This is a genomic window from Chitinivibrionales bacterium (assembly GCA_014728215.1).
GTDB lineage: Bacteria > Fibrobacterota > Chitinivibrionia > Chitinivibrionales > WJKA01 > WJKA01.
The window spans coordinates 1-23,762 of the sequence record WJLZ01000004.1 but is presented as its reverse complement, the minus strand read 5'-3'; the positions used below and the strand labels follow the sequence as shown (position 1 = coordinate 23,762).

Genomic DNA, 23,762 nt, shown 5'->3' with positions numbered 1-23,762 from the left:
GCCCTCTCAGACAAAACCCATCGTAATAATTGTACTGGAGGTAATGGATGGAACGCTGTGAAGATTATATAACCTTAGGTGGCAAGCAAATGGCCGTTCCTGCATACCGTTTCGGCGATCTTTTCGTGGTCATCACCGGTGCCATGCCCCGTATCGCTCAGATAAAGGATGAATGGTACTATGAGAAAGCTTTTGATGCTGAGAAAATATTCGGGGCACTCAAAGACGCTAAGGCACCTGCCGATCTGTTCACTTTTGCTCAGCGACTGCCGGATATCCGTCAGATGCATTCCTATCCCTGCGAACGGGACAATTATGCAGCCCTTCCGATCACCGCCTACGAGACCTGGCTGGAACGGATAAGCAGCAAAGAGCGGAGAGCGATCAGCCGGGCCCGGGATATGGGATTGAAGGTTGATATAGCATCCTTTGACGACCGGCTGATCCGGGGGATCACCAAAATCTATAACGAAACACCGATTCGTCAGGGACGGAAATTCTGGCATTACGGGGAAGATTACGAAAAGGTAAAACGGGTAAACGAGACCTATCCGGACAGGGCGGTCTTTTTGGGCGCCTGGCTCGATAACGAACTGGTCGGTTTCATTAAACTGGTAAGCAGTGGAAATCTGGCGCGGACGATGCAGATCATTTCCAAAAACGCGCATCGTGACAAATCACCCACCACGATGCTTATCGCCGGGGCAGTGGAACTCTGCTACAAAAGAGGACTGGAATATCTTGTCTACGGCAAGTATACCTATGATGAAGAAGAAGAGGAGAGCGGACTTTCGGAATTCAAACGGCATAATGGTTTCAAGCGATTTGATATTCCCCGCTACTATATCCCGCTTAATGCGCGGGGTACCCTGTCACTGAAAACAGGACTTCACCACGGCGCAAAATCGCTTATTCCATCACCCCTGAAAAGCCGTATCAAAACCATACGGACAACTGTTTACAACCGAATATACCAACGATAAAACAGGAGAGCCCTCAGGGCTCGATTCCCGCTGTTTTGTAAATTTTTCAGGTCACCCTTAACATCTGGAAGGTGTCACATGCCGGGTATTACAGGAATTATAAGCAAAAAAAATCCTGAGGCAAGAGACAATGAATTGAACACAATGCTCAACTGCATGCTGCGTGACAATGATTATGCGACAGGTAGGTATGTCTATGAGCCTCTGGGAATCTATGTTGGATGGGCGGCACACAAGGGTGCTTTTGACGCCCGGATGCCGATAATCAGTGAATCGGAGGACGTTGCCCTGGTTTTCTCCGGCGAGGAATTCCATGCGAAGAGCAGCAATATTCTTCACCCCCCCTCCCGGAACCGGGAGCAAGGAGATGCCTCATATCTTGTTCGCCTTTATGAAGACAATCCAGGCGATTTCTTTTCATCACTGAACGGCTGGTTTTCGGGTCTCCTTATCGACATGAGGAGAGGCCGGGCCTATCTTTTCAACGACCGGTACTGCATGCATCGGATTCACTATCATGAAACCAGTGACGCTTTCTACTTTGCCTCCGAGGCGAAATCGCTGCTGGCCCTCTTTCCCGAGCTTCGCCGTATCGATGAAAAAGGACTGGGAGAGTATCTGCGCTGCGGAACCCCTTTAGAAAACAGGACCATATTTTCCGGGTTGTCCTATATGCCCGGAGGATCGCGCTGGATCTTTACGGGGAAGAAAAAGCCCAAAAAGAAAAAGTATTTCAGACACAAGGGCTTTGAACAGACGGAAATACTGTCGCCGGATGATTTCTATATGCGGCTGAAAGAACTCTTCCCATCGGTGGTAAACCGCTACCTTCAGGAGCCGGGTAAAACCGGTATATCCCTGACCGGGGGGTTGGACACCCGAAGGATTCTTGCCTGCGAACAACTGGATTCCGGCGCGTTCCCCTGTTATACCTTTGCGGGTCCCTATCGGGAACCCCGCGATTCAATTGTCGCCCGTCAGATAGCCGGACTGTGCAACCAGCCACATCATGCACTCAAAATCGAGGATGATTTTTTCGACAACTTCGAATCCCTGGCATCGGAAACAATCCGCCGGACCGACGGGTGCCTTGATGTAAGCGGGGCGGCCGAACTGTATATGAACACCCGGGCCAGGGATATCGCTCCCATACGCCTGACCGGCAATTACGGCAGCGAAATATTGAAAGGATATCGCCCTTTCGGCCTGACAAAAGTACCGGAGGCGATGATACACCCGGATCTGGCTAAGTATATTTCTCTGGCCGAAAACACCTTTGCCGCCGTTTCCCAGTGTACTCCCCTGACCTTCATCGCCTTCAAGCAAATGCCCTGGTATTCATACGGGAGACGGGCGCTGGAACAGTCGGTTCTGACCATGCGATCGCCCTATCTGGACAACGATCTCATACAAATGGCCTATGCGGCACCTCTCGGCATGTTGACTAACGAAACGCTCTCCCTTCGCCTGATCAGAGAACTGAACCCCACACTGGCCGGGGTCCCTACCGACAGAGGCCTTTACGCTGCAAACAACGGACTCCTGAACAAGGCACGGCGCATACCTGCGGAGTTTTCCTTTAAAATGGAATATCTCGCAAATTACGGCATGCCCCCCTCCATGACCGTTGTCGACCGCTTCCTGAGACCACTCCAGTGGGAACGGATGTTTCTGGGACGGCATAAATATTACCACTATCGCATATGGCTCAGGGACCAGCTTGCCGACTATGTCAAATCGATACTCCTGGATCCACAGGCAATCTCCCGTCCGTACATCAAAACTACTGCCCTGGAAAAAACAGTAATGGATCACTGCAACGGTAAAGCAAACAATACTTCGGAAATACTCACCCTTCTCTCCCTCGAACTCCTGAACCGGGAGCTGATTGAGCGGTGGTGAACGGGAGGTCGAAAGTCGAATGTTGGAGGCAGAGGGTAAATCCAAAACTTGACCACTGTATGGTCTTCGTTTATCATCCTCTTCCTTCCTCGTCACTGGTTATCATCCATCCACCTTTAAACCCTGTGTAACACCATGGCGCCAACGTTAGCGTTACTCATAGTTCTTCTCTTTATCACCTGGCTTTTCCACGGCGAGAAGCTTCGGGGCGAGGAGTTGTCGTGGCAAATGATTGTGCCGCAACTCTGGTTTCTGATAATCGCCTCCCGGGAAGTTTCCCGGTGGATTCACCCCCAGTCGGCCGGCGATGAAGTTCTGGACTATGCCACCGCCTTGTCTGAAGGAAGTTCGTTAGACCGCAACATCTATCTCCTTCTCATTCTGTTTGGATTGATAATAGTCATGTTTCGCTCCGGAAGGATATTCAACCTTCTCAAAAGGAACTGGCCGCCCCTTCTCTTTTATGCCTTTGCCTTTGCAAGCATTGTCTGGGCGGAGTTTCCGGTTGTTGCGCTCAAACGGTTTGTCAAGGTAGGGGGTTCATTGCTCATGATTTTAATCGTTCTTTCGGAAACCGATCCTTTTGCGGCAATCAAGGCGATGATCCGGTGGTGCGGATACCTTCTCATCCCCCTCTCCTTGGTATTTATCAAGTATTTTCCTCAACTGGGAAGAGGATGGGGGCCGAGCGGCACGACCGATTATCATGGGGTCACAACGCAGAAAAACAGTCTGGGTATACTGAGCATGATCTGCTGCCTCTATTTTTTCTGGGAGTTTCTTGCGGTCCTGAACGATCCTCCGGGACGGAAGCGAAAGCGGGAACTCTTCGCCTTCGGGCTCCTTGCGCTTATCTCTTTCTGGCTCCTGGTCATTACCCAGAGTGCCACCTCGCTTGTATGCCTGTTTCTTGGTGTGGCCATTATTTTAGTGATGAAAGTTCCTCTTATCGCCAATCATACCGGATTCATCGGCGCGTATATAGCAACCATGCTTCTCCTCTTTCTTGCGGGACAAATGATGTTTGATCTGAAAACGCTGCTCGTTTCTTTTCTTGGACGGGACATGACACTCACCGGAAGAACTGTTCTGTGGGACGAGACCCTCTCATTCCCGAACAATCGGTTCATCGGCTATGGATTCGGCAATTTCTGGCTCGGCGAGCGCATTGAATTTTTCTGGGAAAAATACTGGTGGCTTCCAAAACAGGCCCACAACGGCTATATCGAAACCTACCTCAATCTCGGCCTTATCGGAGTAGGCGTCGTCGGTATAATTCTTATCGATGCCTACCGGCGGTCGTCACGGGAAATCAAATACGATGTTCATCTTGGTGGATTCAGGATGGCGATTTTTTTCATCTTTATTGTGAGTAATATTACCGAAGCGAGTATTCCCAGTGGTGGAACACTGGGCATGCTCTGGTTCATGTTTCTGATGGTCTCCGCGATGGATCCTTTATACGGCACATGGGCCGAAACCGAAGATACGCTTTTACTTGAAAACGGCTACTTCGAGGATTACTCCGCCGACAATGAGGAAAAAGCTGAGCAAACATTTTCGAGTTCATGATCGTAATACACCTTTTACCCTAACGACGGATTACCCGAATTCTTTATGCTGATAAACCGGGTTGGGGCATTTCGTTTTTTCTTTATTAACCGGAAATGAGAACATGAACGGTATGAAATTCAAGAGAACAGGTTATATCGTTACCCGACAATATAGTCTTTATTTTGCAGCTGTTTTTTCAGCAGTCATCGTACATTCGGCGCGAGCGGCAACAATTACGGCAAATGACTGCGGTGCTCTTTCAGTACAACGGGCGATCAATGGCGCCTTCGACCGCGACACGGTACTCGTTCCGCCGGGTGAAGCCACATGGGAGACCCCGGTGGAAATCAGAGAAAAGTCGGTTGTGGTGAAGGGTTCGGGCCCTGGAAAAACCGTCATTATCGATGGGACCACTCATGATTGGGACCAGACCCCCTTTAATATCCACGGCGGCGACAACAAACCCTGGCGTATCACCGGCTTTACCTTCAAAGGAAACAACGATTCCCACGGATTTATTCAGATCCGGGGCAATACCAAAAACTGGAGAATCGACCACTGCATTTTCGACAGCCTCCCCTCCCGGTGTATCAACATACGGGGCCATACCTATGGAGTAATCGATCACTGCGATTTCATTATGATCGGCCAGAATATTATCTGTGTCAGGGACGAGAATCCGGATGCATCGTGGAGAACCCCCCTGGCACTGGGGACCGCCGATGCGGTGTATGTGGAAGACTGTTTTCTGGAGCGTTCAGGCAACTATCAGGGCAATTGTATCGACGGCAATCTTGGCGGCAGATTTGTGGTGCGATACAACACAATCCATAATGCAAGCGCCTATTGTCACGGCACCTGCAATACCCGTGACCGGGGAACGTTCAGTTATGAGATTTACGGCAACAGGTTTACCTCCGACGGTCCACTCTGGTACGGCACAACGCTCCGAGGGGGCACCGGCGTGATTTTCGACAACCGCTGGGAAGGCACCGTCGACAATGCAATCGCCGTAGTTAATTACCGCACCTGTCAGGATGCCGGCAATGATCAGTGCGGCCGGTATGGGTGGAACCGGTGTGACGGGACCAGTCCGGTTGACGGCAATGAAGACGAGACCGGGTACCCCTGCCTGGACCAGATAGGCCGGAGTACCGATCAGTCCCTGGAACCCCTTTACGAGTGGAATAACACAATCAACGGCAAAGATGCCGATATCGATGTTATCAACCCCTGGAAATGCGAAAACCCGTCAATGGACGATCATATCAAAGAAGGACGGGACTTTTATACCAATACACGACGACCCGGTTATTCTCCCTATCCCTATCCTCATCCCCTCACACGCACCGGGGAAAAGTACGGGGAACCGAAAGAATCCGATCAAACAAAGATAAAAAACCACGGTCCGGCGAATTTGAGAATATGCACAGAGTAGACGACAGAAAAAATGGAGCGGTGGAGTAAGGGGATAAAAATCCTCATTTCCCGATATACCACTACTCCACTACTCCGGCACACCACATCTTTCCCATGTCACAAAACACTCATTACTTTGATGAAAACCGGCTCAAGTCCGAATTGAAGCACAAGACGATTCGTGGCGCCGGTGCGACTATCATGAGTAGGGGCTTTGCCCTGTTCCTGCACATGTTTGCGACCATTGTCCTGGCGCGGCTTTTAGTTCCCCGGGATTTCGGAATCGTGAGCATGGTAACCGCATTCAGTTATCTGCTCCATAATGTAGGATTGAACGGATTTACCGAAGCGGTTATTCAGGAAAAGCATTTGTCCCACGGACAGGTGAGTACGTTATTCTGGATCGGAAGTTCTGTCAGTATACTCCTTGCCGGTGGTTTTGTCCTTCTCTCGCCGCTTCTTGCCCGTTTTTATGATGAACCACGCCTTGTGGGAATAAGCATGGCCTTTGCCTGCGGATTTATATTTTCGGGCCTCTCGACCCAGCATCTTGCGCTCTTGAAACGGACCATGCAATTCGGCACAGTCGCCATAATCGAAATCATTGCCATGTTTGTCAGTATCACGCTGGCAATCGGCTTTGCCCTGCTCAACCTGGGTTACTGGGCAATCGTTGTTCGCCAGGTCAGCCTCTCCTTAATCGTCCTTATCGGCGCCTGGATCACCTGCAGCTGGAGACCCTCGGTGCCCGCCGGGTTAAAAGAGGTCGGGCACATGCTCAGATTTGCAATCAATACCTTTACTAATTTCAGTGTCTACTATTTTTCACGAAATCTCGATAAGATCCTTATCGGCCGGTTCCACGGACCGCTGGCACTGGGATTTTACGACAGGGCATATCACCTTTTTGTCATGCCCGCAAGCCAGATGACAGCACCCCTGACCAGTGTCGCGATTGCAGCATTGAGCAGGCTCCGTGAAGAACCAAAACGATTTATTAATTACTACTGCAAAGCCATTTCCCTTCTCGCCTTTTTCGGGATGTTGATCAGCGGACTGCTGACTCTCAATGCCATAGATATTATTCTTCTTCTGCTTGGACCTCAGTGGGATAAAACAGGCGTAATTTTTTCGGTCCTGAGCCCGGCGACCGGAATCATGCTTGTCTACAGCACCCACGGGTGGCTTCATCTTTCATTGGGAACACCGCATAAATGGGTTCGGTGGACACTTGTTGCCCTGGTAATTACCCTTGCCGGTTTCCTTATCGGCCTTCCCTACGGCGCGATCGGCGTGGCGGCCGCCTATTCCATAACATTTTATATCCTTGTAATCCCGGGCATTCTCTACGCCGGCCGCCCCATGAATATAGGAATTCGACTTATACTGAAATCGATATGGCACTATTTTGCCGCCTGCCTTCTGGCAGGCCCCGGTGCCTGGTTTGTACTGAAAATGGTAGATTTTATTGCCCGACCATACAGCGCTGCTGCTTTACCTGTTCGAATCCTCATGGCAAGCACAGTATTCATTCTCCTCTACCTGCTGTCGGTGATAGTTCTGCACGGAAGCATCCGGCCCCTTGTCGAGATCTTTGACGTGGCAAAAGGGATGGTTATTCGTAAAAAGCAGAAAGCCTACCCGTAAACTCCTCCATTCCCCCGCTCCAACCGGCCACGTAAATATCTTCATGCCCAGATCGTAATGTTATAACAAAAGCATACGAAAATTTCCTCTTTTGTTAATACCTTTCGATTCCATGCCCGAATTATCAACAACCATTCGAACAGTATCATTTTCCTTTCATCAAATCATCATAGAAAGCAGAGTCCCCTATGATCAGCAATCGTACAACCGGCTCCCTGTGTTTTCTGGTAAGTGGCATTGCTGCTGCACTTCTGACATTAAATTCCTGCAGCGGTGAAAATGAAATCACGCCCTCCCAATCGTCGGTTTTCGGCTCATCGGAGTATTCCGAAGAAGAGGTTTGGAGCGATCCCAACGACAATCTTCCTGAGGGCCGCACGTTTTATGTAAAGAATTCTCATCCCGGAGCGAGCGATACGAATCCCGGCACGCCCAGAAGTCCGTGGCGTTTCTGTCCCGGTATGCCGGGATGGCGCGGTGACACCGATCTCGAACCGGGTGACAGGGTTGTATTCTGGAATCAGGACACCTGGACCGCATCGGGCGGTAATGCACTAATCCAGGCAACAGGCGGGGTTACCTATGATGGCGGTTCGTGGGGTGAGGGTTCCCGGGCAATACTGCGCGCCGAGGGAAAACTTTCACGGTCGGTCGTTAATATCATGGACGACGATCCTGCACATCCAACCACGTTCTACGGCTTTGAACTCGATGCCAACAAACAGCATGCCGCCGGGGTGGGGATGAACTGGCCGAAAAATACCAGGGACCTGACCGGCGCGACAAAAGGGATAATCAACTGTGTTGTTCATGACGTTTCCAGCAGATCCTCTCGGGGCGAATATGCCTACGGCATTATTATCGGCGGATGGGGCAACCGGAAAATTGCCAATGTGGAGGTTGTCGACTGTAAGATCTATAATATCTCACGGGGTGGTATCGATCTGTACCCCGGCAACGATGTCCCCACCAACAGGGCATCCAATATACTGGTACAGGGGTGTGAAGTCTACAATACCGGACTCGACCCCGATTCTCCCGGTACCGGCGCCGGTATCGGCATTAAAAATCATGTGGTCGATGCCCTTGTTCAATACAATTACATTCACCACGCCAAATCGGCGTGCGTGCTGCTTACGGTCCACCGTGCCCCGGGTTTCAGAGGCCCCGAGCGGGTCACGGTCCGCCATAATATCTTAACCAACAGTAAAAAATGGGGTATTTACATACAGGACCCGGGGGATAAGGAAGCCGATATATACGGGAATATCATTGCAAACAACTACTATGAAGGACTCGTACTGGCACAAAGCCTGGCCGATTCACTCCGCCTGAAAGTGTACAACAATACGTTCTATCATAATTATTATACCCGCGACTGGGGCAGTGAAATCAGACTCCAAAACAGCAGCGCGATATGTAACGATTTCGAATTTTACAACAATATCGTTGTTGCCGGTCCCCGGACCATTCCGGTAGGTGATGATCAGAACAAATTAATCCACCACGGGAACAACCTCTATTTCCGTGAAGGCGGTGGTGATATTGTCAGGACCGGGGGATCACGCTATGATGCAGATGAAATACAACAATGGGAACCCACCGCAATTGTCGCGTGGCCGGAATTTATCGACACGACCTCGGTCCCTGAGGGATTTAACTCTCCCCGCGGCAATGGCCTCGCTCTCGACCATTCATCACCAGCCCTTGACAAAGGTGCCCCCCTGGGTACCGGCTACAGCACCAGTATCAACGCCACCACCCGTCCGGCAGGCAACGGATGGGACCTGGGCGCCTATGAAATGGAACAGAATGCAACCGGGGTTACCAATCCGATTAAGCGGTGAGGAGAAGAGGGCGTAATGAAGTTGAAAGTTGAGGGTTGATGACGATAATGGATTTGACTTTCGACTTTCAACCCGTGCCCTTCACCACCGTTACCGCCTCTCCCACCACACATACCATCCGCCGCCATCAGGGCCCATCTCACTCTCTATTGACGAATGCATCTCTCCTCTTGTGCCGTTTTGGCTTACTGCGCAGACGGCAAAATCGAAGGGACCTTCCTCAACAAGTTCTTCGTGGACAATGGTGACTCTCAGTGGAGTGTGAGGAGGAATATCCTGCCGAAGAAAGTGCCAGCCGGTTTCACCATGCACCCGATAGTATACCTCGTAGTAAGCAACGGGTTCTTCAAAACTATTCTCAAAAGGTTCATCCCAGCACAATACAAGGGTGGTATCGCTGTGCACCACTCCGGAAGCATGATTGTTGTCGGCCCCGGTCGCGGCCAGGGGATTAGATTCGGTCCCGTTGGTGCAACGGAAAAGAAGAACCACGCAGAAAAGTAGCAGACAAAGGGCACTTTTCGGTCGAATACCTATAAACATACGTTCCCGGGGGTTTGGGAATACTCCTTGAAGTTACGTGAAGATATATGAGTATTGCTACAACAAAAAACCTTATCATTATTTCGACAGGTATGTTCGTTTTATTTTAGTCCTTTTTCATATTTTTCACTTTTGCGAAGAGCATTATCTTTTTCGGTACTTGTAACTTATTTCATATCAACCACATACACCCACGCCACCCATGCCTTTGCATTTATAAGCATTGTAGCCGCTCACCACACCTTTACATTGTACGATTTCGACCCCCGTCTCCTTTTATCCTTTCCCAAACCTCAATCATTCTGCCCAAATTCTCTGCTGTGTTTTGGCATATAATTTGCAGAATTATTGGCAGTCAAGATCTTCGAGAGGGAGATCCTGCAAATCTCCTGGCCTGCAGTAACGGGCATAAAAACAATTGCGGGCCGTGTGGGCATTTTCTCTTGCACGCATTTGATATCTTTTTTTCTAAAAAGATTTGTTGCAACTTTCCTAACGACGGAACGGGATGTTTTTCCCATACCGCCGACGGGGGAAAGGTATATACATAAATTCGAAACTCGAAATAATGCGGAGGCGGTATGTTTGAGATTATTGATCCATTAACCTTTTCCGGGTGGGACCGGGAAATACAGTCTTTTCCCCGGCACTCATTCTTTCATACCTTGCCGTGGATTAGGACACTCCGGGAATCATACGGGTATCGGCCCTATTGTTTTGTTGAGAAGAGGGATTGGGAGGTCACCACGGTTATTCCCATGATGGAAATTAACAGTGTTATCACCGGCAAGCGCGGTGTCTGCCTTCCTTTTACCGATTTCTGCGCTCCCTTAACACGAGATAATCGCTCATCGAACGAACTTCTTTTACGTATTATTCATCACGGGAGATCTCAAAAATGGAAATATATCGAGACCCGGGGATGGGAAAATCAATCTACCGACACGTCTCATCTGCTCAAATGTTACGAGCATACGCTCGATCTTTCCAAAGAGAAAGAGACCCTCTACCGAAATCTCCGGAGCAGCACCAGAAGAAATATTTCAAAGGCAAAGAAAAGCGGTGTGTCGGTATCATTTCAGACCTCCCTTGACTCCATGAAAGTTTATTATCTGCTCAATTGTAGGACCCGGAAACACCACGGCCTTCCTCCCCAGCCGTTCTCGTTCTTTAAAAATATTCATACCCATATCCTCGACAAAAACCACGGATTCATTGCTCTTGCTCATTATGAAAATAAACCGGTGGCATCATCAATATTCTTCCTCACCAACGATAAAGCATACTATAAATACGGTGCCTCCGACCGGAAATATCAATTCACCCGGGCAAACAATCTGATCATGTGGGAATCCATACTCCATTGTCTCGACAACAACAGTGCTTCGTTCTCCTTTGGAAAAACACTCGAAGAAAATACCGGTCTGATGCAATTCAAGGATGGATGGGGTGCCGGGCGGGCCGCTTACTATTACACCAAACTGGACACCGAAAGCGGAAAAACGATTAAATATCCCTCCACGGTTTTTGGATTGCATAACAAAATTTTTTCAATGACCTCTATTCTGCTTTTGAGAATGTTCGGTACGGTTATTTACCGCCATATGGGCTAGTGCATACCGGTCAATAACTTCCTTGTTCCGGACCTTTTAGCGATTCATGATCGGGATTTTAAACCATAAGGAGACGGTATGAAATTAGTCGTTATCACTCCCACCAGAAATGAAGAATATTTTTTGGAAAAAACGATACACGACATGCGAAAACAGACCGTGTTTCCCGATGAATGGATCATTGTCAATGACGGCAGTACGGATAAAACCGAAGAAGTTGTCCGGAAGCATCGTCTCTCAAATGATTTCATTCATTATGTTCAACTCGACGATCGGGGGTATCGGAAACCCGGAACCGGGGTCATGGAAGCCTTTTATGAAGGATTCAACCGTATCCGGTGTACCGACTATGATATTGTCGCCAAGTTCGATTCGGATCTCAGTTTTCAACCCGACACCATAGAATTGATTCTCAACAGATTGCAACGCCACCCGACACTGGGTATCACCGGTGGCGCCCGGTATGAAAAAATTCCCGGTCGGAAAGATCTGAAAAAGGCCTATCTGCCCAAAGGATTTGTTGGTGGTCCCTGTAAATTTTACCGCCGCAAATGTTTTGAAGCTATCGGGGGGCTGATAAAACGCGCGGGATGGGACGGCGTCGATATTATCCGGGCCCAGATGAAAGGATGGCGGACCTATGAACTCGATCCACCCCGGCTGATCCATCTGAAACCCACCGGCTTGGCAGGAGGTGAAGGAATCAAACGGGCAGCACTAAAATATGGTAATGTCAGCTACTTTATGGGTGGCTATTTCTGGTATTTCATGCTCCGTGCCCTGTTCAGATCCATTCAGTGCAGGAACACGACCTACTGTGTCTACATGATGAAAGGCTATCTGAGTTCATTCATGCAAAAGGAGATACAGGAAACACAGGAATTTAGAGAGTATCTGAAAAAGTTTCAATTGATGCATCTCCAATCCTTTCTTAAAAGGAGCAGATAACCCATGGATTTGTCTGTCATAATAATAAACTGGAATTCGAGGGAATACTTACGCAATTGTATCAGAAGCATTTACCGGCACCTCACGAACTACTCCTCCGAAATAATCGTTCTCGACAACGCTTCCTATGACGGCACCGGCAAGATGCTGCGCAATTCATTCCCTTCGGTTACCTTTATCCAGAACACCGAAAATAACGGATTTGCCCGGGCCAACAACCGGGCATTCGGGCATTCATCGGGCGACTATCTTCTCTTTCTGAATCCCGACACCAAAATCCACGACCGCTCAATCGAAACAATGCTCCAGTTTCTGAAAACATCCGACCGGGCAGGCATTGCGGGATGTAAATTAATCGGCGGATCGGGGGTTCTCCAACTCAATTCCATTCTGTCCTCTCCCACGATTATCAATCAGCTGTTCGATCTGGAGATTCTCCAGAAACTCTATCTCAGGCGCCTCCTGAAGGGAATTCCTCCCCTTTTCCCGAAACCCGACGGTCCCTTTGAAGTCGATACAGTGTGCGGGGCCGCGCTCATGATCCGCAGAGACATCTTTGCCGCACTCGGCGGCTTTCCCACCGATTACTTCATGTTCAGTGAAGATATCGATCTGTGCAGACGGGTACGGCAGCAGGGATTCGGCGTCTACGTTATACCTTCGGCACAGATAATCCATTACGGGGGGCAGAGCAGCAGCAAAGTGGAAGCCGGTCTGTTCACTGTTATACAGATGAAAATAAGCAGATTTATCTATTTCAAAAAGTACCATGGCCCCCTCTATGCCAAGGCTTACAAAGCAGCAATCTTCATCGTGGCGCTTTGTCGGATGACCATTATCCTTGCCCTGCTCCCTGTGCTGAAAAACAGATTTACCGTTTCCCTCAGAAAATGGTCATCCATTCTGGCATGGTCGGCCGGGTTACCGGTGCGAATATCCGGCATCCGGCCCCAGGAATAATAACTACTCATGACATCTGCTGCCGTACGATTCCTTATATTCCTCTGCTTTCTGATTCTTATCTTGCCCAGAAAGCAGGTGATCATCCCTATGCTTGTCGGCACGTGTTACATAACCGTTGCCCAGAAACTGATTATCGGCCCCTTTGATTTCAACGTTTTCAGAATACTTCTGGGCGTGGGATGGATACGGATCCTTATCCGGAAAGAAATGGTGCTCTCCCACATCACCCGGGTTGACAAATACCTGCTCCTTTTTACCATATCGAATTTTATGCTCTATGCTCTGCAGCGCAATTCACTGGATACGACTATTAACCGGCTGGGATTTGTATACACTACTCTGGGGCTCTATTTTCTTTTCAGATTTTTAATACGTGATATCGATGAAATACATCATGCCCTTCGGACCGCGGCCCTGGTAATCATCCCCCTGGCCGTCTCGATGCTTCTGGAAAACACCACCGGCCGAAACCGGTTTTCGGTATTCGGGGGCGTGCCTGAAATTTCCTTTGTCAGGTACGGCGAAATCCGCGCCCAAGGACCGTTCCGCCATCCCATCCTTGCAGGAACAACCGGCGCAACCCTGTTCCCGCTGCTGGCTTCGCTCTGGTTTTTCACCGCAAAAGACCGGTTCCTTGGCCTTATCGGAATAAGCGCATCACTCATTATAATCATAACCACCTCATCGAGCGGCCCTCTCGTGGCCCTGATCGCTTCGGTAGCCGGCATGTTCTGCTGGTTTTTCCGGTATCGTATGAAAGCGGTCCGTCGGAGCATCATTGCAGGACTGGTCCTCCTTCAAATCGCCATGAACGCACCCATATACTACATCTATGCAAAACTCGGAAGTATTATCGGCGGTACCGGCTGGCACCGCTCCTATTTAATTCATCAATCGATTGTGCATCTGAATGAATGGTGGCTGATGGGAGTCGAGTTTACGGGCGACTGGATGCCCTACACCCTCGATAATGGCCAGGCAGATATGACCAATCAGTATCTCCACTATGGTGTCTACAGCGGCCTTCTCACCATGGTCCTTTTCATTGTTTTGATTATTAAAGCGTATATACTCATCGGTACGATGATTGCCCTGGCCGAAGAAAAGGGCCTGGACTTCCCGTTACAAATCACCATCTGGTTCCTGGGCGCATCACTCTTTTCCCATACGATCTCCTTTTTGTCGGTCTCCTATTTCGACCAGACAATCGTGTTCTGGTATTTTCTTCTGGCGGTAATATCATCGCTCTATTCCCGGCTCCTTACGCTCGATTATCCCCCCGAAACTGTTCAGGAGGTTAGCCGGTGAAAGCGGTTATAACAGGCGGCAGTCTTCAGGCCCGCAACATGGGCATACGGGCACTGACAACCAGTTGTATCCAGTGTCTCGACCATGCCCGGCCGGACATCGAAATAACGGTCATGGATTATGAAGACAGCGATGCGTGCCACTCAATCGCCCTGTCGGGAAAGACCCGGACCGTCCCCCTTATCCATCTTCGCCTGTCAAAAAACCTCGCTTTGCGCAACAACCTGATCCGCGTAACCGCCCGGGCAATATTGGACCGGTTACTGTTTCATACCAAACGACCCCCCAAAGGAGCTGTCGCCAGCGCCCTTCACGAAGCCGATTTTGTTGTTTCCCTTGCCGGTGGCGACAGTTTCAGCGATATCTACGGTATCAAACGATTGATCTATATTGCCGCTCCGCAACTGCCGGCGCTTTTGTACAACAAAAAGCTTATTCTGGCGCCCCAGACAATCGGCCCCTTTTCCGGCATTTTTGCCCGGTACCTGGGAAAATTCATCCTTAAACGATCATCCAGGGTCTTTGTCAGAGACATGATCGGCTATACCTGGCTGCGGAGCGTATTTCCCGAAGACCATGTCGAAAATAAATTTACTTTCTGTAATGACATGGCCTTTATTCTCGAAATGCACAAACCCCCTGCCATACCGCCCCTTCCCGAACATGGTCCCTGTATCGGTTTGAATATAAGCGGACTTCTTTTTATCGGCGGGTATACCGGAAAAAACATGTTCGGGCTCAAGGATGATTACCGGTCGCTTATACACCGCATAATCGAGCTGAGTATATCGACACTCAACCATAAAATGCTGATCATTTCCCATGTCATGGGCGTGGTCCAGTCGGTTGAAGACGATTACAAGGCTGCAGAAAATATCTACAACAGCCTTCCCTCTTCCCTGCGGGAGAATACCGTTCTGATACCACCGGATTACGATCAGCATGAAATCAAATATTTCATCAGTAAATGCGATTTTTTTATCGGTTCCCGCATGCATGCCTGTATCGGTTCTCTTTCACAACAGATCCCCGCGGTGGGCCTGGCCTACAGCGACAAGTTCAAGGGAGTCTACCGGAGCATATCCATGGAAGATCTGGTTATCGATTTAAAACGCAATACCGGTGAACAAATAATCGAATCGATCATATCATTACATTCACACAAAGACGATTTTCAGGCCCGTTTGGCGTCGACGATGCCCCGGATAAAAGAAAAAGTTTTAAATGTGTATTCTGCACTCTGACAACGCCATTGGACAGGACAGTATTGCATGAAATTTAATCGGTTATTCGCCTATTTCAAAAGTAAAGGCGCCAGGGGAAAGATGGCCAAGGGCGGCATGTATCTGACCATTGGTGCAGGAATCGAGGACGGTCTCCGTTTTATCCGGAATATCATCCTGGCACGTCTTTTGGATCCGGCGGCTTTCGGTATCATGGCGATCGTCATGTCGGTCGATATACTCTTCGACTCCTTAACCCAGATGGGAATAAAGGAATCGATCATTCACAATAAAAAGGGCAATGAACGGGCTTTTCTGAACACCGCCTTCTGTATCAATTTTATACGGGGCATAATCCTCTACGTGGCGGCGTTTTTTATCATTCCCGTTATAAGCGATTTTTATAATTCCCGTCAATTGATCCCCCTTTCACGGATTGCATTCCTGAATATCATTTTCCTCTGTTCTATGAGCCCCTATGCCTATTCGGCCTTAAAGAAGATGAATTATCGGAAATGGGCGCTGGTTTTCCATGCCGGCGGGGCCATAAGCGTCCTGCTGTCGATTGTCCTGGGTATCTATCTCCGCAGTGTCTGGGCGCTGGCAATCGGCTTTGCATCGGAAAATGCGGTCCGGTGTATCATTTCCTATATGGCCTGCCCCTACTTGCCCTCCCCGAAAATCGATAAAGAGAGTTTCAAAGAAATTATCAACTATTCCAAAGGGATCCTGGGCCTTCCAATCCTGGCATTTTTCTTTCTCAGGACCGATACGTTCGTTCTGGCAAAATTTGTCGATATCGCTCAGCTTGGTATTTATAACTTAGCCAAGAAACTGGTCTATTTTCCCTTGCGGGCCTATAAGACAATTGTCTCTCATCTTCTCATGCCCCGTTTTTCCTCAATCCAGGGGGATACCCAGGCCCTGGCCCGGGAATACCTGAAAATACTGAAAGGCCTCTCTATTTTCTTTGTACCCCTGATCACGGGAATGGCCATCGGAGCGCCCCATATTCTGCGGCTTGTGTATGGCCCCACCTATGTGTCCGCCGCCACCGTGTTCAGGATTTTCTGCGGCGCCCTTCTCATGCAGGTACTCGGGGCAACATCAAACGTGCTCTTCTTTTCTACCGGCAAACCGCAAACCACCCGGATCGCCACGATTTTCAGGCTCCTTATTCTGCTCATCGTCATATTCCCGATGGTTATCAAATACGGGATCACCGGCGCGGCGGTCTCATCACTGCTGGCCGCCTTTACCGGCCTGGTATTCATAATGTACAAAGTAAAAACCAATCTCAACATACAAATACGCTCTCAGCTCCTCTCCTATTCATCCGGCGTCTTTGTATCGCTGATCTTTCTCATTCTCTACTTTTCAATAAATATCAGTGTCTACTTTTTTCGGGTAATTTAGTGTATCTCCAAAAACCTTAACCAGGGAAGTACCATGATTAAAAAAAACACTCATTCAGCCACTGTCGCGCACATTATCGACCGTAAACTCTGTAACGGGTGCGGAGCGTGCAGCGTTGTCTGCCCGAAAAACTGTATAACCCTGATTCAGGGGAAACGCTATAACTATGCCCGGCTCAATCCTGAGTCATGCACCCATTGCGGCAGATGTCTGCGGGTTTGTCCCGGCGCCTTTTTGCTCAAAGGTATAACCCCGCACTTTGACGGCGATTCACTTGAGCAGAATTCGGAATGCCTTCTTATTCATTCCACCAACGATACCATACGCTTCGATGCCGCATCGGGGGGATTTGTCACCGGGATCATTCTGTATCTCATGGACCAGAAGGAATGTGACGGCGCGATTGTCGCCCGCACCTCTCAAGCGGATCCCCTCCACAACGAATCGTTTCTGGCCCTTACCCGGGAGGAGTTGCTCGATGCCCGGGGCTCTCGGTATGCTCCTGTCTCAAACTGCGTTGCGCTGAAAGACGTTATCGGAAAAAAGGGCAGATATGTTTTTGTCGGCACCCCCTGCCAGATCGAAGGGCTGGTTAATCTGCAGAAATACTATCCTGAACTGCGGGAAAATATCATCCTTAAAATCGGCTTCATCTGCCTGGGAACAGCATCCCGGACCAGTACCCGCTCCTATCTGGCAAAGTATGATGTCGATATCGAAAAGATCGGCAAAATCAGCTACCGGGGCAACGGTTGGCCGGGAAGTTTTACCGTCCTGGACAAAGACAACAATGTCCTGCTGCGGAGACCGCTGCTGGAATATATCAACAACACGGTAATTGGTGATGAACTGCGCCACCTTGTTCCGCAGGACCATTATCTCCGGTGCAGAAACTGCCGGGACCACTGGGCCTGGTTTGCCGATATCGCGGTGTCGGACCCCTGGTGCCACAAGGAACTGGCATCGGAACGGATCGGCAAGAGCGCTATCGCCCTCAGGACCGTGAAGGGACAAAGCATTGTTCATCGGGCAATTAAAGACAACTATTTCGTTGCCGACCCCATAACTCCTGCCGATATTTCCGACCATCAGAAAACACTGGTCCGCTACTCGCAGCAATGCAGGGAATCATGGATGCCCCTGTACCAGATGCTTTTCATGAAAAAAATTGTCAATCCCCTCGGAATCGTAAAAAACCGGGGCCGGGGATTATCATCGATTATGAAAGAATTCAAAAACAAAAATTACTATAATGAACCCGAACTGCTGGCCTAGAAAAAATAGTGCGGTGGAGTAAACCTTAAAAAAGGTATGCGATATGGTCACGAATGTTTTATTTACCCTGTACAAACCATGCAATAATCGCACCCGGGATTTAATCATCACGCTGGTAAAGAAGCTTGAAGGCGGTGATGCTTTTTCCGGAACACTGCGAAAGATTTTTTACCATTACCACAAAGTCGATGTCGGTCTCTATTCCCTGGGCAGCTGCTTTCACCGGGGATGTTTCCATCCCCATACAAAAATCGGACGGTACTGCTCCCTCGCCCGAGGGATCAGGGCCCTTAACCGTGACCATCCACTCACCTTCGCCTCAACCCACCCCTTTTTCTTCAACCCCCGGCTGGGATTTTGCACCGAAGACAACGTCGAGTATATCCCCTTGGAAATCCAGAATGATGTTTGGATCGGTCATAGTGCCATCATCATGGCGAATGTAAGAAAAATCGGTAATGGCGCCGTTATTGCCGCAGGCGCTATTGTCAGTAAAGATATCCCTCCCTATGCAATCGTGGTCGGCAATCCCGCACGGGTGGTCAGATACCGTTTTACGCCCGAGAAAATTGAGTCCCTGCTGGCATCGAAATGGTGGGAACATCCGATCGAACAACTGGCGGGGCATGTTGAGGAGTATCAGAGGGCGGAGGTGGTGGGTGCGAACGAGTCAGAATCCGCCGGCAAGCATCCTGAGATCAGGCTCGTAAGCACCGGCATGGCTGTCGAACATGAAAGACCAGCCGGTCTCACCGGTTCCCGGTCTCGTTAGCGGCGGCATGTATCTGCAGCAGGTCCTTTACAGATATGCCTGTTCCAGGGACCTGAGGAGGGTTTTGCTCTTGCTTTTATTGTCATGTCAGATTTGCGATCAATCTTGTCCACAATAGAACGTGGATAACACGGATACGAAGGGAGTCGTTATGGTACGGACCTTCATGCTGGTGGTACTTTTTGCCGGTGTTTTGTATGCGCAGAAGGTATCCAGGGTCAGTCAGTATGGTATTACCTGGTATTTTGACCGGGAATACGAGACCGGGACCTTTATTAACGGTGATTACTGGGTGGTGGGGCCGGTTACGATTGTGCGGATAACCCCGGAGTCGATTGGCGGGACCAATGGTTCGGTTGTCAATCCGGTTCCCCGGAAACAGTCTTATGACCGCCGGGCCCCCTCCTACGATTCATCACGGGCACTTAAACTTCCGGCGACTGTTTCTCCTGATGCGAGTGTTGTGTCGACCATAAGCAGAAATAAATGGCCCTGGCTTACCACGGCGGCGGTATTGACCATTGTGCAAAAAGCGCCGCCGCCCGAAACATTCCGTCCGGGATATGGCGGTGAAATAAAGCGTTTTTTTTCATTCAAAGATATCAATCTCGCCAGCCTGCCCCGCCTTTCCTATCCTCCGGATAATATCAAAACCAAACGGGGTAGATTTATCAAAGCCCGTCATGCGCCGGATATCAACGAGTTCAGCAGGAAATTTACCCGTGTCTGGCTCGACCATCTTCCAAGCGACGGCGGTGCGTACCGGGCGATCAGGCCGGTGGAAAATCTTCCCAACTACAGCAGAGAAACCAGTCAACTGGCATCCTATGCCGGACTGGCGGTACTGATGGAACCGCCGTACCTGCGCGATAAGTTATTAATACCGCTCGTACAAATCGGTATCGATTACTATTCGGTTGCCACGATGGACACTTGCCTCTGGCCGGGCGGCAGCGGACAGGGAAACGGGCGGAAATGGTTTATTGTCTTTTTGGGGGTGATTTTTCAGGATAAAAAAATAGCATCCCTTACATTCTGCGCCGGTGAAGATCAGCAGACCTACTATGCCCACGATCCCGCGCTTCCGGCAACCGATGCTTTCGGGTTTGCCAAAAAAAATGTCCCCGCCTGGCACGGCCCCCGGGTCCTGTGGGGAGCCCTGCGCTTACGGGACGGCGTCTGGTGCCGCGATTATGAGCATGTACCACCGGAACAATGGGCCCATATCAGACCGGGGACCTATCTTGGCGGATGCCAATCGGAACGGTACCGCCGCTGCTGTACCTCCCATACCTGGGTCGGCCAGGCCCTGTCGATGCGGCTCCTGAATGCAACCGCCTATTGGAGCAAATCGTGGTTCGACTATGTGGACCGTTGGATGATCGAAAACTATACCCAAACCGAACAACAGCAACTGGCACATATCCGGTGCAATACAGCCGACTCGACCGATATCAGAGATTTTTCCGGTGGTGTGATGTTGAATTCCTCTGAATCCCGATTTATCGACGCCTGCTGGCATACCTACCGGGCATCGCTTACTATCCGGTGCAAAGACGGCACCTGTGATAAACCGGTTGAAAACTGTATCACCTGCCCCCGGGATTGCTGCACACCGGAATAGGGTCCCTATTGTCGCCCCCTCGCGGCAGTAATATCATCGCATTATTCGGTTACCCCTGATGAAAAGGGCTTCGAAAGCGTTACAAAAGATCGAAAGGAGTGAAGTCATGAAACAGTGGAGTATCATTTGTATGATTTCGGTTATTTTGTGTACCGGAACGTATGCTCAGCAAATGATTATCGACCACCGGGCGGTTGATGAATTCGATTATATTCCCGGCCGGTATATCGACAGTGTGAAAAACATGATCATTCAATATATCGGTGAAAACCATGGCCGCCAGGTCCCCCGGGGACTACAACTGCTTGCGGCGGCCGATCCGGTTTTTGCCGTTCAGATCGGCACAGACCCGTCAATGCTTATCATCCCCAATGCACTCACCGTCATTCGCACCTATGCCCGCAATACAAATTCTTGGAGCGGGAACACCAAAATCGGCGAAGTCCGCTACTGGGCCACCGAGTATGGAAGACAGCTGACCGAAACCACCCTCGACCTGGCTGCCCGGGAAGGTAATCCCTTTACCGTTTCTCTCTGGTGCTGGTGCTGGGATATCTGCAGCGCGAATTATTGCAGTGATGAAAACTGGAGCCTGATCAATACGCGGCGGAATATCATGATGTGGTCGGGCAACCACCTCTATCTCCGCCACCCCGACTACGATGAAGACATCGGGATTTCATACCGTGAAGGCCACTGCAACGAAGCTCTGTGTATCCGTAAAGCCAAAGCGCTCTGGGTGACGCCAGCGAAAATTGCCGGGTGGGAAGGGAATGTTCTACACAAATAAAAACCGCAGCGGCCGACGGGTTTGAACAAAGTGGGTCGTTCTCAGCTACTCAAAATCCCGGGACCACTGCGGCTATGCTAATGGAGGACGTGAACGGTCACTTTTTTATATCAGTCATCATGCGATACATTATCAGCGGGGCCATATTTTTATCATTGAGAAGTTTTGTATACATCATTCGCCCCAGAACATCGTACGTTTTCGCATCCACAATAAGGTTCCGTGGTTCCATACCGGCAACAAAGGAGCGGCCACGAGTCACCTTTTTAATTGTCAGAAGGCTGCTCATATCGGTATCGGCACTGGTCGCTTCGCTGACAAACTCATAGGGACCGATATCCGGCTTATTGACGATACCGGCGCCTTCCATATCTTCCTCCAGACCGACCCGGGTCCCGGCGTCGATACAGGGACTTTCGGCAGTCAGATGAAAATCTCCCCGATACAGATTGTCGTCGACAAACAACGGGTCCCGGCGGATACCGTCGGGTTCATCATGCCCCGCCGGATAGATACAGTTGTAATTGACATCTTCGTCAACATTCCCCCTCAACCGGTAACCCGGCCGTTCGTTGATATCATTCGTGCAGTAAAAGATATTGTTCTTGACTTCAAGGTTGACCATATACTCGAGTTCGGCATACCCTCGTGTATAGAAGAGATTGTTATAGATAAACACGTTGCGTAACCGGGTATCCCGGTCCGCCTGGCCGTTGTTGACATTGAACGACCGTACGCTTCCACCTAAAATGATATTTCTTCTGATAATCAGCGTATCGACTTCCGGCTCGCCTTCAATACAGGCCATCATGATATGGGCATTTCCCGGATCGTACCGCCCCTCGGGATCCCAGGACCCCAGAATGTTGTCTTCGATAGTCAGATGAGTAAATCCCATCCAGAATTGAAGAATGTCGGCGTGACTGTTGCCCACCTGATAGATATGAAAGATATGGTTTCCCCGGATAACATTATGATCACCGCCGTTGCTCCGGATAGCGTCCGAATCCGAACGTCCGTCCTGACCGGTAGGCCCCTGGATCGTGCTGTATTCGAGGGTATTGTAGGACCCAAACAGCTCACATCCCTTATTACCCGGTTTGTAAATTTTGCCCTTTCCGAACGTATTATGGGAACTGCCGCTCCTGAAATAGAGCGCAGTGCCGTCAACCCGGTCTAAAAAACAGCTTTCCACTCTATTGCGGTCGGCGCCCGCTTCAAATTCCACATTGCCTTTGGTAATGGTAAAATTCTTTATGTAATATCCGGACCCTTCAACAGAAAACCCGCCGGTAATAATCGTACCCGAAGAATCTTCACCAATAATCACCATGGGATCCGTTGATGAATTCTTTGTACACTGGACCCGTTCATCATAGTACCCTTCCTTCACAAACACCGTATCTCCCGCTCCCATCTGATTCACCGCATACTGAATGGTCGAGAAATCCGCACTCTTTTCGCCGACAATCACGGTCGCGCCACTACAAACCGAACAGAGAAACAAAACCAGGATAAAAAACATTATCCTCCCCCTTTGTGAAAAATGAATGGTACGAAAAAAAATATAGCATAATGCTTGTAAATGTTCAACAAATCGATCTTATGCAAAATCTTTTTGTTCCCCCCTGTTCACCTTCAGCTTTCACTGAATATTCGACTTTCCGCATTATTTCCCCTGCTACCCCACAAAAATGCCTTTGTTTTCCCTGTTATACCACTAACCATACCATGTGTCTTCGGTTTTCCTTCGATTTGACACACGGCACAGAACATATTTTAAACTACAATTGTGGTGTACAACAAATATTCTGAATTGAAGATTCTTTATTAGGAAGTCGATATATATATAAACTCTAAATTCGAAACCCACTCATTTTCCTCATCCATTCTCTTTTTCTCTCTTCCCTTTCGTGCCTTTCCCTATGTTCCGTG

18 protein-coding genes are annotated in these 23,762 nt (G+C 49.5%); 16 read left to right on the top strand and 2 right to left on the bottom strand.

What is annotated here, in order from left to right; translation table 11 throughout:
- The first annotated feature begins 47 nt into the window (after positions 1–47).
- From GF401_00180 to GF401_00155, 6 genes are all read left to right on the top strand, one after another.
- Positions 48–983 (top strand): hypothetical protein, encoded by a 936-nt coding sequence (locus GF401_00180; protein MBD3343459.1) that lies wholly within the window; start codon positions 48–50, stop codon positions 981–983.
- Between the two features lie 78 nt (positions 984–1,061).
- Complete coding sequence (locus GF401_00175) at positions 1,062–2,885, top strand: hypothetical protein (GenBank protein ID MBD3343458.1); 1,824 nt, start codon at positions 1,062–1,064, stop codon at positions 2,883–2,885.
- Between the two features lie 135 nt (positions 2,886–3,020).
- Positions 3,021–4,457, top strand: coding sequence for a hypothetical protein (locus GF401_00170; GenBank protein ID MBD3343457.1), 1,437 nt, complete (start codon positions 3,021–3,023; stop codon positions 4,455–4,457).
- A gap of 112 nt (positions 4,458–4,569) precedes the next feature.
- On the top strand, positions 4,570–5,877 hold the full coding sequence (locus GF401_00165; protein ID MBD3343456.1) for a hypothetical protein: 1,308 nt from the start codon (positions 4,570–4,572) through the stop codon (positions 5,875–5,877).
- A 95-nt stretch (positions 5,878–5,972) separates the two neighbouring features.
- A complete protein-coding gene (locus GF401_00160; protein MBD3343455.1) occupies positions 5,973–7,505 on the top strand; it encodes an oligosaccharide flippase family protein in 1,533 nt (510 codons plus the stop codon).
- Positions 7,506–7,693: 188 nt separating this feature from the next.
- Complete coding sequence (locus tag GF401_00155; GenBank protein ID MBD3343454.1) at positions 7,694–9,352, top strand: hypothetical protein; 1,659 nt, start codon at positions 7,694–7,696, stop codon at positions 9,350–9,352.
- Positions 9,353–9,442: 90 nt separating this feature from the next.
- Here the strand turns inward: GF401_00155 and GF401_00150 are convergent, their stop codons facing one another.
- On the bottom strand, positions 9,443–9,895 hold the full coding sequence (locus GF401_00150) for a hypothetical protein (GenBank protein MBD3343453.1): 453 nt from the start codon (positions 9,893–9,895) through the stop codon (positions 9,443–9,445).
- 581 nt (positions 9,896–10,476) lie between these two features.
- On the opposite strand from GF401_00150, the gene GF401_00145 reads away from it, so the two are divergent.
- From GF401_00145 to GF401_00100, 10 genes are all read left to right on the top strand, one after another.
- Positions 10,477–11,508, top strand: a complete 1,032-nt coding sequence (locus GF401_00145) for a peptidoglycan bridge formation glycyltransferase FemA/FemB family protein (protein MBD3343452.1) — start codon at positions 10,477–10,479, stop codon at positions 11,506–11,508.
- Between the two features lie 78 nt (positions 11,509–11,586).
- Positions 11,587–12,456 carry a glycosyltransferase gene (locus GF401_00140; GenBank protein ID MBD3343451.1) on the top strand — a complete coding sequence of 290 codons (870 nt, stop codon included), beginning with the start codon at positions 11,587–11,589 and terminating at the stop codon, positions 12,454–12,456.
- Between the two features lie 3 nt (positions 12,457–12,459).
- Positions 12,460–13,416 carry a glycosyltransferase gene (locus tag GF401_00135; GenBank protein ID MBD3343450.1) on the top strand — a complete coding sequence of 319 codons (957 nt, stop codon included), beginning with the start codon at positions 12,460–12,462 and terminating at the stop codon, positions 13,414–13,416.
- Between the two features lie 90 nt (positions 13,417–13,506).
- Positions 13,507–14,727 carry a hypothetical protein gene (locus GF401_00130; GenBank protein ID MBD3343449.1) on the top strand — a complete coding sequence of 407 codons (1,221 nt, stop codon included), beginning with the start codon at positions 13,507–13,509 and terminating at the stop codon, positions 14,725–14,727.
- The gene (locus GF401_00125; GenBank protein MBD3343448.1) at positions 14,724–15,971 is read left to right on the top strand and encodes a hypothetical protein; all 1,248 of its coding nucleotides are present in this window, start codon (positions 14,724–14,726) and stop codon (positions 15,969–15,971) included. Before GF401_00130 ends, GF401_00125 begins: the two co-directional genes overlap by 4 nt.
- Before the next feature lie 27 nt (positions 15,972–15,998).
- Positions 15,999–17,366, top strand: a complete 1,368-nt coding sequence (locus GF401_00120; protein MBD3343447.1) for an oligosaccharide flippase family protein — start codon at positions 15,999–16,001, stop codon at positions 17,364–17,366.
- 33 nt (positions 17,367–17,399) lie between these two features.
- A complete protein-coding gene (locus GF401_00115) occupies positions 17,400–18,641 on the top strand; it encodes a 4Fe-4S dicluster domain-containing protein (GenBank protein ID MBD3343446.1) in 1,242 nt (413 codons plus the stop codon).
- 43 nt (positions 18,642–18,684) lie between these two features.
- Positions 18,685–19,413 (top strand): antibiotic acetyltransferase, encoded by a 729-nt coding sequence (locus GF401_00110; GenBank protein MBD3343445.1) that lies wholly within the window; start codon positions 18,685–18,687, stop codon positions 19,411–19,413.
- A gap of 151 nt (positions 19,414–19,564) precedes the next feature.
- The gene (locus tag GF401_00105; protein ID MBD3343444.1) at positions 19,565–21,037 is read left to right on the top strand and encodes a hypothetical protein; all 1,473 of its coding nucleotides are present in this window, start codon (positions 19,565–19,567) and stop codon (positions 21,035–21,037) included.
- Between the two features lie 106 nt (positions 21,038–21,143).
- Positions 21,144–21,827 carry a hypothetical protein gene (locus GF401_00100; protein ID MBD3343443.1) on the top strand — a complete coding sequence of 228 codons (684 nt, stop codon included), beginning with the start codon at positions 21,144–21,146 and terminating at the stop codon, positions 21,825–21,827.
- Positions 21,828–21,924: 97 nt separating this feature from the next.
- Here GF401_00100 and GF401_00095 read toward each other — a convergent pair whose 3' ends face one another.
- Positions 21,925–23,352, bottom strand: coding sequence for a hypothetical protein (locus tag GF401_00095; GenBank protein ID MBD3343442.1), 1,428 nt, complete (start codon positions 23,350–23,352; stop codon positions 21,925–21,927).
- Between the last annotated feature and the right edge of the window lie 410 nt (positions 23,353–23,762).

What these genes read in the sequence shown, in the direction of transcription:
- GF401_00140 (MBD3343451.1), top strand. Translation starts at nt 11,587, where the DNA reads ATGAAATTAGTCGTTATCACTCCCACCAGAAATGAAGAATATTTTTTG.
- GF401_00105 (MBD3343444.1), top strand. Translation starts at nt 19,565, where the DNA reads ATGGTACGGACCTTCATGCTGGTGGTACTTTTTGCCGGTGTTTTGTAT.
- GF401_00130 (MBD3343449.1), top strand. Translation starts at nt 13,507, where the DNA reads ATGCTTGTCGGCACGTGTTACATAACCGTTGCCCAGAAACTGATTATC.
- GF401_00160 (MBD3343455.1), top strand. Translation starts at nt 5,973, where the DNA reads ATGTCACAAAACACTCATTACTTTGATGAAAACCGGCTCAAGTCCGAA.
- GF401_00145 (MBD3343452.1), top strand. Translation starts at nt 10,477, where the DNA reads ATGTTTGAGATTATTGATCCATTAACCTTTTCCGGGTGGGACCGGGAA.
- GF401_00165 (MBD3343456.1), top strand. Translation starts at nt 4,570, where the DNA reads ATGAAATTCAAGAGAACAGGTTATATCGTTACCCGACAATATAGTCTT.
- GF401_00120 (MBD3343447.1), top strand. Translation starts at nt 15,999, where the DNA reads ATGAAATTTAATCGGTTATTCGCCTATTTCAAAAGTAAAGGCGCCAGG.
- GF401_00095 (MBD3343442.1), bottom strand. Translation starts at nt 23,352, where the DNA reads ATGTTTTTTATCCTGGTTTTGTTTCTCTGTTCGGTTTGTAGTGGCGCG.
- GF401_00175 (MBD3343458.1), top strand. Translation starts at nt 1,062, where the DNA reads ATGCCGGGTATTACAGGAATTATAAGCAAAAAAAATCCTGAGGCAAGA.
- GF401_00180 (MBD3343459.1), top strand. Translation starts at nt 48, where the DNA reads ATGGAACGCTGTGAAGATTATATAACCTTAGGTGGCAAGCAAATGGCC.
- GF401_00155 (MBD3343454.1), top strand. Translation starts at nt 7,694, where the DNA reads ATGATCAGCAATCGTACAACCGGCTCCCTGTGTTTTCTGGTAAGTGGC.
- GF401_00115 (MBD3343446.1), top strand. Translation starts at nt 17,400, where the DNA reads ATGATTAAAAAAAACACTCATTCAGCCACTGTCGCGCACATTATCGAC.
- GF401_00150 (MBD3343453.1), bottom strand. Translation starts at nt 9,895, where the DNA reads ATGTTTATAGGTATTCGACCGAAAAGTGCCCTTTGTCTGCTACTTTTC.
- GF401_00110 (MBD3343445.1), top strand. Translation starts at nt 18,685, where the DNA reads ATGGTCACGAATGTTTTATTTACCCTGTACAAACCATGCAATAATCGC.
- GF401_00100 (MBD3343443.1), top strand. Translation starts at nt 21,144, where the DNA reads ATGAAACAGTGGAGTATCATTTGTATGATTTCGGTTATTTTGTGTACC.
- GF401_00135 (MBD3343450.1), top strand. Translation starts at nt 12,460, where the DNA reads ATGGATTTGTCTGTCATAATAATAAACTGGAATTCGAGGGAATACTTA.
- GF401_00170 (MBD3343457.1), top strand. Translation starts at nt 3,021, where the DNA reads ATGGCGCCAACGTTAGCGTTACTCATAGTTCTTCTCTTTATCACCTGG.